The 15,520-nt window shown below is 69.0% G+C and carries 11 protein-coding genes and 3 pseudogenes; 6 read left to right on the forward strand and 8 right to left on the reverse strand.

The window, feature by feature from the left end:
• The first annotated feature begins 93 nt into the window (after positions 1 to 93).
• The 5 genes and pseudogenes from ACZ52C_RS33885 to ACZ52C_RS33905 all read left to right on the forward strand — a co-directional run bounded on the left by ACZ52C_RS33885 (position 94) and on the right by ACZ52C_RS33905 (position 7,154).
• On the forward strand, positions 94 to 1,527 hold the full coding sequence (locus ACZ52C_RS33885; RefSeq protein ID WP_469078366.1) for a glycoside hydrolase family 43 protein: 1,434 nt from the start codon (positions 94 to 96) through the stop codon (positions 1,525 to 1,527).
• A gap of 190 nt (positions 1,528 to 1,717) precedes the next feature.
• A pseudogene (locus tag ACZ52C_RS33890) lies at positions 1,718 to 4,000 on the forward strand (family 43 glycosylhydrolase); the annotation flags it as partial.
• A 176-nt stretch (positions 4,001 to 4,176) separates the two neighbouring features.
• Entirely contained in the window at positions 4,177 to 4,617 is a 441-nt protein-coding gene (locus ACZ52C_RS33895; RefSeq protein WP_469078367.1) for a VOC family protein, read from the forward strand.
• Positions 4,618 to 4,719: 102 nt separating this feature from the next.
• Positions 4,720 to 6,060, forward strand: a complete 1,341-nt coding sequence (locus ACZ52C_RS33900; RefSeq protein ID WP_469078368.1) for a radical SAM protein — start codon at positions 4,720 to 4,722, stop codon at positions 6,058 to 6,060.
• Complete coding sequence (locus ACZ52C_RS33905) at positions 6,057 to 7,154, forward strand: aminotransferase class I/II-fold pyridoxal phosphate-dependent enzyme (protein ID WP_469078369.1); 1,098 nt, start codon at positions 6,057 to 6,059, stop codon at positions 7,152 to 7,154. Before ACZ52C_RS33900 ends, ACZ52C_RS33905 begins: the two co-directional genes overlap by 4 nt.
• 35 nt (positions 7,155 to 7,189) lie before the next feature.
• On the opposite strand, the gene ACZ52C_RS33910 is transcribed toward ACZ52C_RS33905, so the two are convergent.
• From ACZ52C_RS33910 to ACZ52C_RS33925, 4 genes and pseudogenes are all read right to left on the reverse strand, one after another.
• Positions 7,190 to 8,218 (reverse strand): LacI family DNA-binding transcriptional regulator, encoded by a 1,029-nt coding sequence (locus tag ACZ52C_RS33910; protein ID WP_469078427.1) that lies wholly within the window; start codon positions 8,216 to 8,218, stop codon positions 7,190 to 7,192.
• 710 nt (positions 8,219 to 8,928) lie between these two features.
• A pseudogene (locus ACZ52C_RS33915) lies at positions 8,929 to 9,229 on the reverse strand (hypothetical protein).
• A gap of 278 nt (positions 9,230 to 9,507) precedes the next feature.
• Complete coding sequence (locus ACZ52C_RS33920; RefSeq protein ID WP_469078370.1) at positions 9,508 to 9,702, reverse strand: hypothetical protein; 195 nt, start codon at positions 9,700 to 9,702, stop codon at positions 9,508 to 9,510.
• A 188-nt stretch (positions 9,703 to 9,890) separates the two neighbouring features.
• Positions 9,891 to 10,286 (reverse strand): GNAT family N-acetyltransferase, encoded by a 396-nt coding sequence (locus tag ACZ52C_RS33925; RefSeq protein ID WP_469078371.1) that lies wholly within the window; start codon positions 10,284 to 10,286, stop codon positions 9,891 to 9,893.
• Positions 10,287 to 10,636: 350 nt separating this feature from the next.
• Here ACZ52C_RS33925 and ACZ52C_RS33930 point away from each other — a divergent pair, with 350 nt between their 5' ends.
• Positions 10,637 to 11,899: a TolB family protein gene (locus ACZ52C_RS33930; RefSeq protein WP_469078372.1), complete on the forward strand. Its 1,263-nt coding sequence runs from the start codon at positions 10,637 to 10,639 to the stop codon at positions 11,897 to 11,899.
• 127 nt (positions 11,900 to 12,026) lie between these two features.
• Here ACZ52C_RS33930 and ACZ52C_RS33935 read toward each other — a convergent pair whose 3' ends face one another.
• The 4 genes and pseudogenes from ACZ52C_RS33935 to ACZ52C_RS33950 all read right to left on the reverse strand — a co-directional run bounded on the left by ACZ52C_RS33935 (position 12,027) and on the right by ACZ52C_RS33950 (position 15,514).
• Entirely contained in the window at positions 12,027 to 12,737 is a 711-nt protein-coding gene (locus ACZ52C_RS33935) for an AAA family ATPase (protein ID WP_469078373.1), read from the reverse strand.
• A gap of 367 nt (positions 12,738 to 13,104) precedes the next feature.
• Positions 13,105 to 13,278 (reverse strand): hypothetical protein, encoded by a 174-nt coding sequence (locus ACZ52C_RS33940; protein ID WP_469078431.1) that lies wholly within the window; start codon positions 13,276 to 13,278, stop codon positions 13,105 to 13,107.
• Between the two features lie 52 nt (positions 13,279 to 13,330).
• A pseudogene (locus ACZ52C_RS33945) lies at positions 13,331 to 13,549 on the reverse strand (carboxylesterase family protein); the annotation flags it as partial.
• A 102-nt stretch (positions 13,550 to 13,651) separates the two neighbouring features.
• Positions 13,652 to 15,514, reverse strand: a complete 1,863-nt coding sequence (locus ACZ52C_RS33950) for an SDR family oxidoreductase (protein WP_469078374.1) — start codon at positions 15,512 to 15,514, stop codon at positions 13,652 to 13,654.
• Positions 15,515 to 15,520: the final 6 nt, after the last annotated feature.

A 15,520-nucleotide genomic window follows, 5' to 3' on the forward strand; every position in this document is an offset into this window, starting at 1 on the left:
AAACTTATCTTCTGTCGAAGTTACGCACAGTGATCGAAATTTCGAACGTATGGCCAATCGATCAGGGCACCCGTAGCACGACAGGAGACGCACATGGCCAGGCTCATCGGCCGGCTCGCGGCGATAGTGATCGCCGCCTGCCTACTCTTCACGTCCCAAGCCTTGACCACACCCGAGCGGGCCGCCGCCGCCGACCCCGGCTACCTGATGGTGCACTTCACGGGGGAGGGGTCGACCAACCAGCAGATGTACCTCTCGCACAGCACCGACGGCGTGCACTGGAACGACCTCAACGGCGGCGGCATGGTCCTGCGCTCCCCGGTCGGCACAAAGGGGGTGCGCGACCCCGCCCTGGTGAGATCCCCTGACGGGAGCAAGTACTGGATCATCGCGACCGACCTGTGCATCGACTGCGGGCAGACGTGGAGCCAGTCCATCAACGACGGCAGCCGCAACCTCGTGGTGTGGGAGTCGACCGACCTGACCACCTGGTCGCAGCCATGGCTGCTCAACGTCGCCGGAGCGATCCCCGACGGCCGCAACGCATGGGCGCCGGAGGCGATCTGGAACCCCGACACCAACGACTACGTCCTGTACTGGGCGACGAACGTGCCCCTCAACGGCGCGACGAAGCACCGCATCTTCTACGCCCGCACCACGGACTTCCGTACGATCACCACTCCGCAGACCTACATCGAGCGTCCCGGCTCCCAGGAGATCATCGACACCCAGATCATCGAGGTGCCCTCCGGTGTCGGCAACTACCGCTATGTCCGGGCCTCCGGTGACGGCCAGATCACCCTCGAAGGCAGCAACTCGATCCTGGGTACGTGGACCAATCTCGGCAACCTCTCCGGCATCGGCCTGACCGGATCCATGGTCGAGGGCCCGATGTGGATGAAGTTCAACGGCACCAACAAGTGGGCCCTCTACCTCGACCAGTACGCGTCCGGCGGCGGCTACATGCCGGTCCTGACGACCGACCCGTCCAACCCCGCCGCCTACCAGAAGCAGACATCGAGCAGCTACAACATGGGCGGCACGAAGAAGCGCCACGGCTGGATCCTGAACCTGACGGCCGCCGAGGAGAGCCGCGTCCTCGCCCGCTGGCCCAACACCGCTGTCAACCGGCTCCAGTCGTACAACTTCCAGGACCGGTACGTGCGTCACACCAACTTCGACGTGCGCATCGACCCGAACGTCAGCCCCGTCGACGACTCCCGGTTCCGGATGCGCACCGGACTGGCGGGCACCGGCACCGTCTCCTTCGAGTCGGTGAACTTCCCCGGCTACTTCCTGCGGCATTCCGGATTCGATTTCCAGCTGGCCTACAACGACGGCACCAGCGCGTTCGCCGCTGACGCCACCTTCCGCCAGGTCGCCGGACTCGCCGACGCGACATGGTCGTCGTTCCAGTCCTACAACTACCCCGACCGGTACATCCGCCACTACGCCTATCAACTCAGGCTGGACCCGATCACCACCGCGACGGGGCGCAGCGACGCCACCTTCCGCCTGACGAGCTGACGCGACCCGACAGGGATGCCGGCGACCGCCCACCCGCCACCGCCCCTCGGCCGGGGGCGGCGCCGGCGTCCCACCCGCGAATGGATTCCTGAGTGTTCGACATTTCGGACTTCGTCCACGAGTTGTTCTCTTCACGGGATGTGAACCCATGCACAGCGTGAGACCTCACGGTCGCCGAAGATTCCGGCTGGGCGCCCTGGCCGCCACCGCCACCGCCTCGCTCCTGATGGGTGTCGTCGGCCCGGCGTCCCCGGCCCAGGCGGCGGACATCACCGACGGCCTGGCCCTCTGGTACAAACTCGACGCCACCTCGGGCACCGTGGCCGCGGACGCCTCGGGCAACGGCCGCGACGGAACCGTCAACGGCACCGCGAGCTGGGCGGGCGCCGGAGAGGGGCTCACCTTCAACGGCTCCGACACCTACATCAAGGTGCCGGACAACATCATGAGCGGCATGAACTCGATCACCGTCGCGATGGACGTGCGGATCGACGCGACCCAGGCCACCCCGTACTTCCTCTACGGCTTCGGCAACTCCACCAACGGCGCCGGCAACGGGTACCTGTTCAGCACCGGCAACTCGCTGCGGACCGCCATCGCCTCCGGGAACTTCTCCACCGAGCAGAACACCTCGACCTCGGCCGCGCTGCCGCGCTCGGTCTGGAAGCACGTCACCTACACCCAGACCGGCACGACGGGCGTCCTCTACCAGGACGGTGTGGAGGTGGCCCGCAACACGTCGGTCACCATCACCCCCGGCTCCCTCGGATCCGGCACCACCACAGCCAACTACATCGGCAAGTCGCTCTACTCCAGCGACAAGCTCTTCAAGGGCAGGATCCGAGACTTCCGGGTCTACAACCGTGCGCTGGCCCCCGGTGAGGTACTCGAAGTCAGCGGCAACACCACGGGCATCGCGAAGGTCACCCTCCCCGCGCTGAAGACCGACGCCCTCATCGACGACGCCAACAGCACCATCACGCTGCCGGTGAAGGAGGGCACGGACCTCACCACGCTCGCCCCGCAGTTCACCCTCGCCCAGGGCGCGTCCATCAGCCCTGCCTCCGGCGCCACGCGCAACTTCACCACGCCCCTGACGTACGAGGTGACCGGCTCCGACGGGGCCAAGCGCACCTGGACCGTCGCGGCGCAGATCATGAGGAGCCCGGTCCTTCCGGGGCTCACCGCCGACCCGAACATCGTCCGATTCGGCGACACCTACTACATCTACCCGACCACCGACGGCTTCGCGGGCTGGAGCGGCACGAAGTTCAAGGCGTACTCCTCCAAGGACCTGGTCCACTGGACGGACCACGGCGTCATCCTGGACCTCGGTCCCGACGTCAGCTGGGCCGACGGCCGAGCGTGGGCGCCGGCGATGACCGCGAAGAACGGGAAGTACTACTTCTACTACTCCGCCGACGCGAACATCGGGGTGGCGGTTTCCGACTCGCCCACCGGCCCGTTCACGGATCCCCTGGGCAAACCACTGATCGCGAGCGGCGCCTTCACCGGCCAGATGATCGACCCGGCGGTCTTCACCGACGACGACGGCCAGTCCTACCTCTACTGGGGCAACGGCCGGGCGTACGTCGTCCCGCTGGGCGACGACATGATCTCCTTCGACGCCTCGAAGGCCACCGACATCACCACCAGTGGTTTCCGCGAGGGTTCCTTCGTCGTCAAGCGCAACGGCACCTACTACTTCATGTGGTCGGAGAACGACACACGTGACGAGAACTACCGCGTCGCCTACGCCACCGGCTCCTCGCCCACCGGTCCCTGGACCAAGCGGAGTGTGATCCTGGAGAAGGACCTCTCGCTCGGCATCAAGGGCCCCGGCCACCACTCCGTGATCCAGGTGCCGAACACCGACGACTGGTACATCGTCTACCACCGTTTCGCCATCCCCGGCGGAGACGGCACCCACCGCGAAACCACCATCGACAAGATGGAGTTCGACTCGGGCGGCCTGATCAAGAAGGTCGTACCCACCCTGAGCAGCGTCGAGCCGGTCACCAACGGAACCTCCCTGCCGACGAACACCACCCGCTCGCTCCAGTCCGTCAACTTCCCCGGCCGCTACGCCGTCGTACGGTCCGACAGCCTCGGCTACCTCGACCCGGTGACGTCATCCAGCACCACGGCGGTCAAGCAGAGCGCCACCTTCACCGTCATCCCGGGTCTGGCCGACGCGAACTGCTACTCCTTCCGCGACTCCTCCGGCCGCTACCTGCGGCACAAGGACTTCCGGATCCGCTTCGACGCCGGCAACGGCACCACGCTCTTCAACAAGGACGCCACCTACTGCGCCCGGCCGGGTTCGACGTCCGGCTCGGTGAGCCTCGAGTCGTACAACTACCCCGGCCGCTACCTCCGCCACTACAACTACGAGCTGCGCGTCGACCCCTACCAGGACAGCGCCACCTTCCGCGCCGACAGTTCCTTCACGGCGGTCAGCCCGCTGACCTGATCGCACTCCCTCGATCGACGGACGACCCGCACGGCACCGCCGTGCGGGTCGCCGCACGTCAGCATGCCTACGCCACGGCGCTCGCCTTCCAGCAACCGCGTGCCGAGCCGTGGGCAAAGGCGTTCCATGGACCTCAGCGGCCGTCGGCGGCCGAACGAGGAGAGGGAGAAACCGGAATGGCAATTCAGCGGATGGACAACGTCGGCATCGTCGTCGAGGACATGGACGCCGCTGTCGCGTTCTTCGCGGAACTCGGTATGGAGCTGGAGGGGAGGGGGCAGGTGGAGGGCTCCTTCGCCGACCGGTGCACCGGACTCGACGGCGTCCGCTGTGACATCGCGATGCTGCGGACCCCGGACGGTCACAGCCGGCTCGAACTGGCGAAGTACCGCAGCCCCGAGGTGATCAGCGCCGGACCGCACGACCGGCCGCACAACATCGTGGGCACGCACCGCGTCATGTTCGCCGTCGACGACCTGGAGGACACCGTGGCCCGCCTGCGCCCCCACGGCGCCGAACTCGTCGGCGAGATCGCCCGCTTCGAGGACAGCTATCTGCTCTGCTACGTCCGCGGCCCGGAGGGCATCATCGTCGGACTGGCCGAGCAACTGAGCTGACCGGCACCGAACCCACCACGCACAGCGGCTCGCCACGGGGCACCGTGCTTCGCCTGCGCTTTATCCCCTGCCGTCCGGGAACCGTTCCTGCATGATGACGGGATGAACCACAGTGACCAGCGCTTCCACGTCATCGTGCTGTCGAATTTCGCGAAGGGCTTCGACAAGTACGCGTTCGCCTACGGCAAGGCGGGCATCCCGGAAAGCACCTATCCCGACCGGTTCCACCTGCTGACCCGCGCGGAGCTGGGGATCGGCATCGGCAAGGCGCGACGCCTGCTGGAGCGTCTGGCCATACCGGGCGACCGGCTGCTGGTGCTGGAAACCACGGTGGACCCCGACACGCTGGTGCCCAACACGGCCACCGGCCTCGGCATGGAACTGCACGAGGCACGCATCCGCTTGTCGGCGGTCCACGAACTCGACCAAGCAGGCGACGAGTTCACCCTGTGCCCGACAACCGTCGAGGACGCGATGGCGGCCTCCCTGCACCTGCACGGTGCGGACCTGCGTCGCTACGCCGACACACGACCGCGCTCGGTCTCGCTCCTGCCGGTCGCCTCCGCCTGCCAGGCCCGCTGTTCGTTCTGCTTCTCCTCGGCCTCGATCTCCAGCGACCAGGCGCCGGCGCGGGTCCCGTGGGACGCGGTCGCCCACTGGCTGGAGCGCACCCGCGCGGCGGGCGCCGAGCGTGCGGTGATCACCGGTGGCGGGGAGCCCACGCTCATACCGTTCGAACAGCAGCTGCGACTGGTGTCCGCATGCTCGGCGGCCTTCCCGAAGGTCGTCCTGATCACCAACGCCCACACCCTCGCCAAGGGCCCGCACGCCGACCGGGCCGACCGCCTCGCGGCCCTGGGCGCAGCGGGTTTGAGCGTGCTGGCCGTCTCCCGTCATCATCAGGACGACGACGTCAACGAGCGGCTCATGATGCTGCGCACGCCGGTGAACTCCGTGATCGACACCTGGCGCACGGAACGTGACCGCTGGCCGGGGCTGCGGATGCGGCTGATCTGCGTGCTCCAGCACGGGGGCGTCGCCGACGCGGCCGATGTCGCCGACTACCTCTCCTGGGCCGCGGCTCTCGGTGTCGAGGAGGTCTGCTTCAAGGAGCTCTACGTCTCGACCAGCACGGAGTCGCTCTACTTCGACCGCGCCGCCAACGTCTGGAGCCGGGAGCACCAGGTGTCACTGTCCGTCGTCACCGCGTTCGCCGAACGGAACGGCTTCGCCCTCGCGGACCGCCTGCCCTGGGGCGCGCCGGTCTACCACGGCACCTGGGACGACCGCCCGATACGGATCGCCGCCTACACCGAGCCCAGCCTGCTCTGGGAACGCACCAACGGGATCGCACGCAGCTGGAACGTCATGGCCGACGGACGCTGCTACGCCTCCCTGGAGGACCGGGCCAGCGAGATCGTGCCGGAAGGCGCGACGGCATGAGGTTCGACGAGTTCCAGGAATTCCGGCGGCAGCGACTCAGCGCGTCCGCGCCGCTGCTGGACGCCGCCGAGACCAACGTGTACCGGGCGCTCGCCGCGCTGCGACCGGAACACCCGACGGACATCCGCACGGTGCACCGATGCGATCTCGCCCGAGCCTGGCTGCGGCGCTTCGACCTGCCGGAGGAATGGTCCGGTCGCGCCATGGTCTGCCGAGGCGTCCGGCACGGACTGGGGACGGTGTTCGACTGGCTGCGCACCGTGCAAGCGCGGTTGTGGTTGCCCGGCGACGTGTACCCGGTGTACTTCGAGCTGGCCCGCGCCGCTGGTCTGGAGCCCGAGTCCTACCCGACGCTACCGGCACCGGTGCTGCCCGGGTCACCGGCGGACCACCGGCCCGAGTACCTGCTGCTCGCCAACCCCAGCAAGCCGCTCGGCCGATACCTGACCGACGCCGAGTGCGCCGCGGTGGTCGCGTGGTTGAGCGCGTCACCACACCGCCGCGTGCTGATCGACAGCGTCTACGACCTGGGCACCCCGTTCGCCGCCGGCACACGGCGACTGCTGGAGACCGGTCGTACGGTCCTGCTGCACTCGGTCACCAAGGGATGGCTGTGGCCACGGACGTTCGGCGTGGTCCTCCTGGGCCCGGCACAGGCCGACCTGACGGACCTGACGGACCTGACGGAACGGACGGGGCTGGCCGAACGGACGGAACTGGCGGCACTGGCAGAACTGGCGGGACTGGCCGCGGCGTTCCGTGCGGATCCTCCGACACCGCCCCAACTGCGGCTGGCAGAAAGCCTGTTGACCGAACACGGTGACGTGCCCCGGCAGGTCGTCGACGAACTGGCCGTACGGGCTGAACGCTTGTTCGCGCAGTTGCCGGACGAAGTGCTCAAGGCGATTCCCACAGCGAGCCGAACCTGCCCCGGCAACTACTTCTTCCCGGCCGAAGTACCGGCGGAGACACTCCAGCACGAGTACGGAGTGCTCGCCCTGCCGGTCAGCGTGTTCGGGGAGAGCGATTGGCCCGGCTCCGTCCTGACCAGCCTCGCGGACGCCTTCGGCCCGACGCCGACGGCCGCACGCTGACAGCACCTCCGCCGACAGATCGAGGCCACCGGGGGTCACGTCGTGCCGCGGACGTCCAAGGTCGGTGTCAGGACGATAGGGGGCGGCAGTTCGCCTGCGAGGAGTCGGTCGACCTGGTGGATGGCCAGTGCGCCCAGCCGTCGCTTGTCGAGGTGGAGTGTGGTCAGTGGCGGATCGATCAGATCGACGACGCTCAGCCCGTCGTAGCCGACCAGCGCGCAGTCGTCCGGCACTCGGACGCCGAGCCGGCGGGCGGCCCGGAGCGCGCCGATCGCCACCAGGTCGTTGAAGGCGACCACGGCGGTGAGATCCGGGTGCGCGGCGTGCAGCGCCTCGAACGCGGCGGCGCCCCCGGCCGGGGACTGCTCACCCATGACGATCCAGTCCTCGTCGACGGGCAGCGCGTGTTCGTCGACGAGTGCGAGGAAGGCGCGGCGCCGGACCATCGGGGCGCTCGCGCACTCGCAGTCGATCAGACCGATCCGGCGGTGACCCCGGTCGACGAGGTGCTGCATCCCGGCCCGGACTCCGGTAGCGGTGTCGACGTGGACCAACGCGTGATGCGACGAGTCCAGCCCCCGATCGACCACCACCAGCGGCACGTTGCCCACGTACGGCTCCAGCTCCGCGTCGGGATGGCTGATGTAGCCGACGAGAGCGTCGACCTGTTGGCCGAGTGAGCGGACCAGGTCCAGTTCCCGGGACCGGTCGTTCTCGGCGCTGGCCACGAGCACCTGCCACTCGCGTTCGTCCGCGGCCGCGATCACCCCTGCCACGAACTCCGGGAAGAAGGGGTTGACCACGTCGGGAACGATGAGCCCGACGGACACGACGTCCGGGCGGACGAGCCCTCGGCCGAACCGGCTGGGCCGGTACCGCAACTGCCTGGCGACTTCGAGCACCCGCTGCTGCGTCCCCGGGTCGATCTCCCCCTTGCCGTTGATGGCCCGGGAGACGGTCTGATGGGACACGCCTGCCGCCTGGGCGACGTCGCGGAGCGTGACGCGCTTGCCGGTCCGCGCACGCCGCGCCCGCTGGTCTTCCGTTTCCGGCTGTCCGGCCACTCTCTGCCCACTCACTTCACTTCTGATCCTGTGCCGCCGTATGGGCAAGTCAATCAGGTTCACCGACCCACGACGCCATCCCCAGCCCGGCACCGCCGCGGGAGCAGACGGTGCCGGAACGCCGCGGCCGTTTTCGTGAGCCGTCCGGTGGGGGCGTTGACGGGATCCGCCCTCCTGGACAAGAATCTCGTTAACGGTCACGTTAACGGTAACGGCGATAGCGAGGGAGAACACAGTGGCTTCGACGAGGGGCCCTCTACCGCACGAGCCCCACCCGATGTTCCGTGGCGTGTTCGGCGGCTGGCATGCGAAGGCGGGCGTCTTCTCGGCCCTGCCGGACGCGCCCGTGGAGCCGGACGATCCGCCGCCGTGGTGGCGCCGACTGGCTGCTCGGCCACAGAAGCCGAGCAGCAGTGGACCGAAGCCCCGTACGCGGGGGAGGGCGGACGGAGGGCGGGGGGCTGGGGCAGCAGGTGTCGTACCCAGCGCTCGCCAGACCCCATGGCGCGCCCACAGGTCGTAGTCCCGGACCGGGCCTGATGCGGGACAGGATGCTGGCCCTCTCCGCAGTCGCGGTGCGAGGCCGTGGTCGGGAGACGGGCGCGCACCGCACTGTGCTGGGAGTCAGGGCAGGCGCTGCGCCCGAGGAATGGCGTGAGGCCCTGCCCGATGCGTCACACCACGCACCTGACCGACCGGCCGGCGCAGCCTCACGTCCGTGACATCAGCACGTCGACTTCACAGCCCGGCGCGAACGGGTCGAAGCCGTGCTCGCTCAGCCAGCGAACCACCAGCAAACTACGCAACGACCACCGCGCACGGATCACGCCGAGGCCGACGTCGGTCCCATAGCCGGTGATGACGTCGTCACGGAGTCGGCACCGGCGCGAGGGCCATCGCCTCGACTTCGACATCGATACGCGCCTGATCGGCGTCCACCTTCAGAAACATGTCACCGACGCGCAGAGTCGCATGCTCGGAATGAGCGACGACGACTTCGACCTCATCCATGGGCGACCAGTATCCCGGGGCTTTTCGCCGATGTCGCCGGATTACTGTCGTGATTAGTGTCGTGCGATCACTCGGCTGACCGCGTCCCGCCACGTAGCGGCCCCCGCTCGACCGACACCGGCCGCCGTCCGGCCGAAGGCAGCACTCCCAACGCAGCACAGCCCTGCTCAGACCGCGGGAAGTCATCTTCGGGCGCGAGAGCCGGCAGGAAAGCGGGACGCACGGCACCTGCCACCTGGACCGCCCTGCCGAGGTACGGTTTGGACCGGCACACTTCGTCAGGTCGTCTGCCCGGTACGCAGTCGGCGCACATCCCGTACGAGCGTGTACGAGGCACTGAGCAGGATCGCGGCTGCGGCCACGATCCAGAGTGCTGCTGCCCCGGAGCGGTATGCGTGAACGGTGCCCACGAGCAATACCGTGCCGGCGAGTACGCCGAAGGCCGAGATCAGAGCGCTGACGCGGTGAGTCACCCGGACAGCATGACTGACAACCTGGCTGAGTCAAGCTCACCGCCGTCCGCTTCGAGTATCGCCTCGCTGTGCAGCACTGCCACGGCTCGGGTGTGCGTCGTCGCCGGGTGGCGGGTGACCCCGGATGGGGCCGACCGACACCGCGCCGGACGCCCGTGCACCACGGCCAGGGCGTTCCAGGTGTGTGTTCAGAGGGCGATCAATCCGGCTGCCGTCTCCTCGAAGCCGCATGCATCGAAGTAGAACGTGCGCAGGTGCTCCTCGAAGTCGACGTGGAGCCACTCGCACTTGGCGTCGCGGGCTCGCTCGGCGGCCGTCGCGACGAGCGCGGTTCCGACCCCTGTCGACCGGACGTGCTGCGCGACCACCGTGTCCAGGACGAAGGCGTGCACGCCGCCGTCCCAGGCAACGTTGACGAAGCCGATCAGAGAGCCGTTTTCCCAGGCGCAGACCCAGCCGAGGCTGTGGCGTTCCAGTCGTGCTCGCCAGTCGGTCTCCGCGACCGGGTGGCCGAAGCCGTCGGCATGCAGCGCGTTGAGGGAGCCGTTGTCGAAGTCGCCCCGCCACTCGTACGTGATCGTCACGTGGCGATCGTATGCTCGTGCCGCCCGGTGCTGCGTCCGCGCAGCGCACGGAGAGCGTGCTCGCCGTCGCCGCACAGATGTGAGAACGGCTGGTTTGCCCTCCCGCCCTGTTGCCCACGGCGTATCCCCGCTATTGGCTGTGTCCGGCCTGTATTGCCAGAGGCCACGGGGCTTGTGGAGGGGGAACGATGCGTTGTGGGAGACGGGCCGCGCTGTGGGCGGTCCTGGTCGGTAGTTGTGTGGCCGTGCTGCCTGTGACCGGGGTGGCGGCAGCAGGTGAGGGGCCCCGGCCCCGGACGGAGCGGATCAGCGTCACGGCTGAGGGTTCTCAGGCCAACGACTACTCAGACGTGGGCGGAATCAGCGCCAACGGCAGGTACGTCGCTTTCGACTCCTCGGCGACCAATCTGGTGGCCGGTGACACCAACGGATTTTCCGACATCTTCGTGAAGGATCTGCGGACCGGCGCGATCGAGCGGGTCAACGTGGCCGACGACGGCACCCAGGCCGACAACGAGACCACGACGTACTCGCTGAGCGCGAACGGCCGCTACGTCGCCTTCACTTCCTACGCCGACAACCTGGCGCCCGGCGACACCCCCGACGCCCAGGACGTCTTCGTCCACGATCGCCTGACGGGGCGGACCGAGCTCCTGGTGGCGGCCGGGACCACCTGGGCGCAGACGTACGAGCCGTCCATCAGCGCCAACGGCCGCTATGTGGCCTTCACTTCCAGCAGGAGCGACCTGGTGGAGGGGGACACCAACGACCGTGGGGACGTCTTCGTCCGCGACCGGTGGAAGAAGACCACCGAGCGGATCAGTGTGGCGGACGACGGGTCGCAGACGGACGGATTCTCGGAAGGCGCGGCGATCAGCTGGGACGGGACCCGAATCGCTTTCCGAACCCAGTTCTTGCTCGACGGCGGCGAGGAGGAGGGGGCCCGGCCCGAGGACTCCGGGACCCCCGGTACCGCCGAGGACTCCGGGACCTCCGGGACCTCCGGGAGTTCCGCGACCTCCGAGGCCAAGATGCCTCAGGCCTTCCTCTTCTACGTGCGTGACACCCGAACCGGCCGGACCGTCCAGGCGGCACACACCCGCGACGGCATCTCCGTGGCCGTCCGGGGCGAGATCGGGCTGAGCCCGGACGGTCGCTACGCCCTCTACGCCAGCGAATGGGGAGGGATCGTGCCGGATGACACCAACGACAAGCGAGACGTCTTCGCCAAGGACCTGAGTACCGGAGCGACCCGGCGCCTCGCCCTCGCCCATGACGGGTCGGAGCCGAACGACCACTCGGCGGGCCAGGTCAACCAGCGCGGGCCCGCGCTCAGCGCCGACAACCGGCGGGTGGTGTTCACCTCGTCCGCCGACAACCTCGTGCCGGGCGACACGAACGGCGATGCCGACGCCTTTGTGCGCGATCTCGTCACGGGCGAGGTGCAGCGGCTGAACGTCACACGGGACGGAGCGCAGAGCGACACGGCTCAGCGCTCCTCGCCCCTGGTCGACGCCTTCGGGCGGACGGTCGCCTTTGGTTCGGCGGAGAACGACCTCGTACCCGGCGACACCAACGAGACGGGCGACGTCTTCGTCCGCCGCCTCGCGTAGGACGCAGGCAGGACGCACGTGCGCCGCTCGTCAGCGGCCGTACATGACGACCGAACCTGAGGTGGGGTGATCACCGTGTGATCACCCCACCTGATGTGCGAGGGAGGCGGGGGCGCGTGCGGGCGGTCTACGGCTCGAGTACGTGGCGCAGGTAGGTGTGTGGGTCGGCGAGGTAGCGGCGCCAGTGGTCCACGATCGCGAGTTCCTGCCAGGCGGTTCTCCGTATGCCGTGCTCGCCGACCTCGATGATGTCCGCATCCGGGAGGGCGGTCAGCAAGGGGGAGTGGGTGGCACAGATGACCTGGCCGCCCTCCTTGGCCAACCGGTCGATGTGACCGATCAGTTCGAGGCAGGAGGAGAAGGAGAGGGCCGCCTCCGGTTCGTCGAGGACATAGAGCCCGGGGTGCAGGAACTTCCCGCGCAGCGCGGCGAGAAAGCCCTCGCCATGACTGACCGAGTCCGGCGAGAACCCTTCTCTGTCCAGGGCGTCCAGCGCGGTCTCGGCCCGCAGGAAGAAGCCTTGGCGGGCCGACCAACTGGTCATCATGCGACGCCCGCGTGGGGCCGCGTCGAACTTCATCCGCTCGCCGAGCTCCGACTTGCCCCGTGGGGAGGCGTACCGCCAGTCGTGGGAGCCGCCGTAGGAGTCCAGACCGAACGCTTCGGCGAGCGCCTCGACCAGGGTCGACTTGCCCGACCCGTTCTCACCTACCACGAAGGTCACCGGTGCCGTGAACCGCAGCCCCTCGTCGAGCAACTGGCGGACGCAGGGCACCGACCAGGGCCAGGTGTTCTCGTCGTACGGGGAGAGATGGGCATACGCGCGTTCGACAATCACGCGATCAGTGTCCCTCAGACAGGACTCGGAAGCGGGAGAGCGCGCAGCCCTTGATGCTCGCCAGCGCTCTGCTGCCGAGTTGCGCGCCCGCACACGACCGGTCGAGGGTCCGTATGCGCATCTCTCGCGGAGCCGAGCCTGGCCGACCTGGCCGACCTGGCGATCCAGCCGATCGGGCCGGTCCAGCCGACGTGACCGCCCGCGCCCATCGACGGACAGCGCAGGCGGATCGAGGCGTTCCGGAGCCGTCACAGCCTCCTCCACTGCTCAACTCCTCAGCTCCTCAGCGGATTTCTCGTGACAGGAGCCGTGCCCTCGGCCGACGGACGGACCCACTGCGCCGAAGTCGGTGACCGGTTCGGCCGGCTCAGGCGCGGTTCTCCCAGAACAGCCTCTCGTCCCAGTCCGGATCGGTGACGATGCGACAGCTGGCGTCGAGCCACATCGTGGCTCGGTCGGTGAGGGTGTAGGCGAACCGTCTCGGCACGTCCGCCGCAGTGGGCCGGCCCGTGTGGGCGAAGCCCGCCCACAGCTCGCTCATGTGCCGTCACCGTGTCGCGTACGCCGGACCACGTCGTGGGCGGCTTCGGGGCCTTGAACCGGAGTTCGCCGAGCGGCGGCGTGGCGTAGGGCACGCCGAGGAACTTGGCGATGCCGTCCTCGCGCCTCCCGCGCACCGTCCCGTACCGGGTCGCCGCGACGACCGTGCTCCCGACGGGCCGTCCCTGTGCGGGGAGGGACGTGCTCAGCGCGGCGACTGCGGACAGCGAACCGCCCATGATCGCCCTGCGGTTCATTTCCGGGTCCACCATCAGACCTTCTCTTCGGGAGGGCGCAGCCGGCCGCGCTCCGGATGCGTCGGCACACGAGGGTTGGAACGTTTCCCTACTGGCCCCGTGCCGTTGCGAGCAAGGTCAAACGGCCAGATAGCCGCCGTCGACCGGGAGGATCGCGCCATTGATGTACGAGGCGGCGGGTGAGCACAGGAAGGCGATGGCTGTCGCGATCTCCTGCGGTCGGCCGAATCGTCCGAGGGGGACGCGTGCCAGCACCGCCTGTGCGGCTTCCTGGTCGTCGAGCACGCCGCGGGCCAGTGGGGTGGCCACGAAGCCAGGTGCCACCGCGTTCACCCGGATGCCGTTCCCGGCGTACTCGGCCGCCAGGGACCGGGTCAGCTGGGAGACTCCGCCCTTGCTGGCGCTGTAGGCGGGCCGGTCGCGGCTGCCGAAGAAGGAGAACATCGACGAGACGGTCACGACACTGCCACCCCGGCGGGCGAGCAGCGGCCGCGCCGCCTGGCAGGCGACCATGGCGGAGGTGAGGTTGACCTCCAGTACCTGGTCCCACCGTGCGAGACCGTATTCGTCGCGGTCGGCGCTGATGCCGGCGCAGGTGACGAGATGGTCGAGACGGTCGTACGCCGTGATCCGTCGGGTGAGGGCGTCCCGGTCCGTCACGTCCTGATGCACGACACGCACCCGCTCGTGGCGGGTCAGCTCGGCGTCGTCGGTCGGCGGCAGACCGAGGGCGTACACCTCGGCCCCCAGGTCGGCGAGCAGGTCGGCGGTGGCCGCGCCGATGCCGGAGGTTCCACCGGTCACCAGAACGCTCTGGCCGGCGAACGTGTCGGCGGCGAGCACGGGGGTCATCTTCGTTGTTCCGTTCGGTCGGAGGGTGGGTGGGGGACCGGTGCTCCGGGGCGGTGCGACGCGGGACTGACCAGGATCTTGACCTGGTCGCCGGGGCCGTCGAGCAGAGCCTCGAAGCCGGCCGGTACGAGGTCGGCGAGGGCGATGGTCGACGGTGACGACCGCGGTCAGGTCCAGGCCCTGCTCGGCGACGAGCCGGATCAGTTCCGGATAGGTGTCGCGGTAACCGACGCTGGCGACGATCGACTGCTCGTTGTTGACGAGTGCGAAGGCGTCCAGGGACACCTCCTGGGCGAGGCCGACAAGGACGACCCGGCCGCCACGCCGGGTCGCGGCCAGGCAGGTGTGCAGTGCGCTCTGGGACCCGACCACCTCGAACGCGGTGTCGACGCCCTCCCCGCCGGTCAGCTCCAGGATCCGCTCCCCGGTGTCCGCTTCCCGCCCGTCGACCAGGTCCGTGGCGCCGAGGTCGCCCGCGCGTCGCAGGCGGGCGGGGGACACGTCGACGGCGACGATCCGGCGCACCCCACGCGCCGCGGCCAGCAGGACGCAGAGCAGGCCCACCGGTCCCAGACCGACGACGGCGACGGTCTCGGGCGTGGCCCCGGCGCGCCGCAGCGCGTGCAGGGCGACCGAGGCCGGTTCGAAGAGCGCCGCCTGTTCCAGTGACACGGCTTCGGGGAGGCGGTGTGCCATGTAGGCGGGGACGGCGGCGTACTCGGCCATCCCGCCGTTCCCCATCAGCCCGGCGAACCCGAAGTGGCGGCAGATGTTGTACTCGCCCGCTCGGCACCGGGGGCAGGTCCCGCATCGGTAGTTCGGTTCGATGGCCACGCGGTCGCCGACGGCGAGGCCGGTCACCGACGGCCCGAGGGCCGCCACCGTCCCACAGAACTCGTGGCCGAGGACGAGTGGAGCCGTGGAGCCGGAGGCCGGGTGAGGCTCGGTGACCGGGATGGCGTGCGGCCCGTCGGCGTACTCGTGGAGATCGCTGCCGCAGATGCCGCAGTAGGCCACCTCGATGAGCACCTCCCCGGGCCGGGCTCGGGGCACGTCCACCTCGGCGATGCGGACGTCCTTGGCTCCGTACCAGACGGCGGCCTTCATACGGCGGTCCGGGACCGGCACTCAGGC

Source organism: Streptomyces sp. NPDC034049 (genome assembly GCF_055575575.1).

Bases quoted from the DNA above. Each gene is read 5' to 3' on its own strand.
- ACZ52C_RS33940 (WP_469078431.1), bottom strand. From the start codon at position 13,278: ATGAGCGAGCTGTGGGCGGGCTTCGCCCACACGGGCCGGCCCACTGCG.
- ACZ52C_RS33905 (WP_469078369.1), top strand. From the start codon at position 6,057: ATGAGGTTCGACGAGTTCCAGGAATTCCGGCGGCAGCGACTCAGCGCG.
- ACZ52C_RS33895 (WP_469078367.1), top strand. From the start codon at position 4,177: ATGGCAATTCAGCGGATGGACAACGTCGGCATCGTCGTCGAGGACATG.
- ACZ52C_RS33900 (WP_469078368.1), top strand. From the start codon at position 4,720: ATGAACCACAGTGACCAGCGCTTCCACGTCATCGTGCTGTCGAATTTC.
- ACZ52C_RS33885 (WP_469078366.1), top strand. From the start codon at position 94: ATGGCCAGGCTCATCGGCCGGCTCGCGGCGATAGTGATCGCCGCCTGC.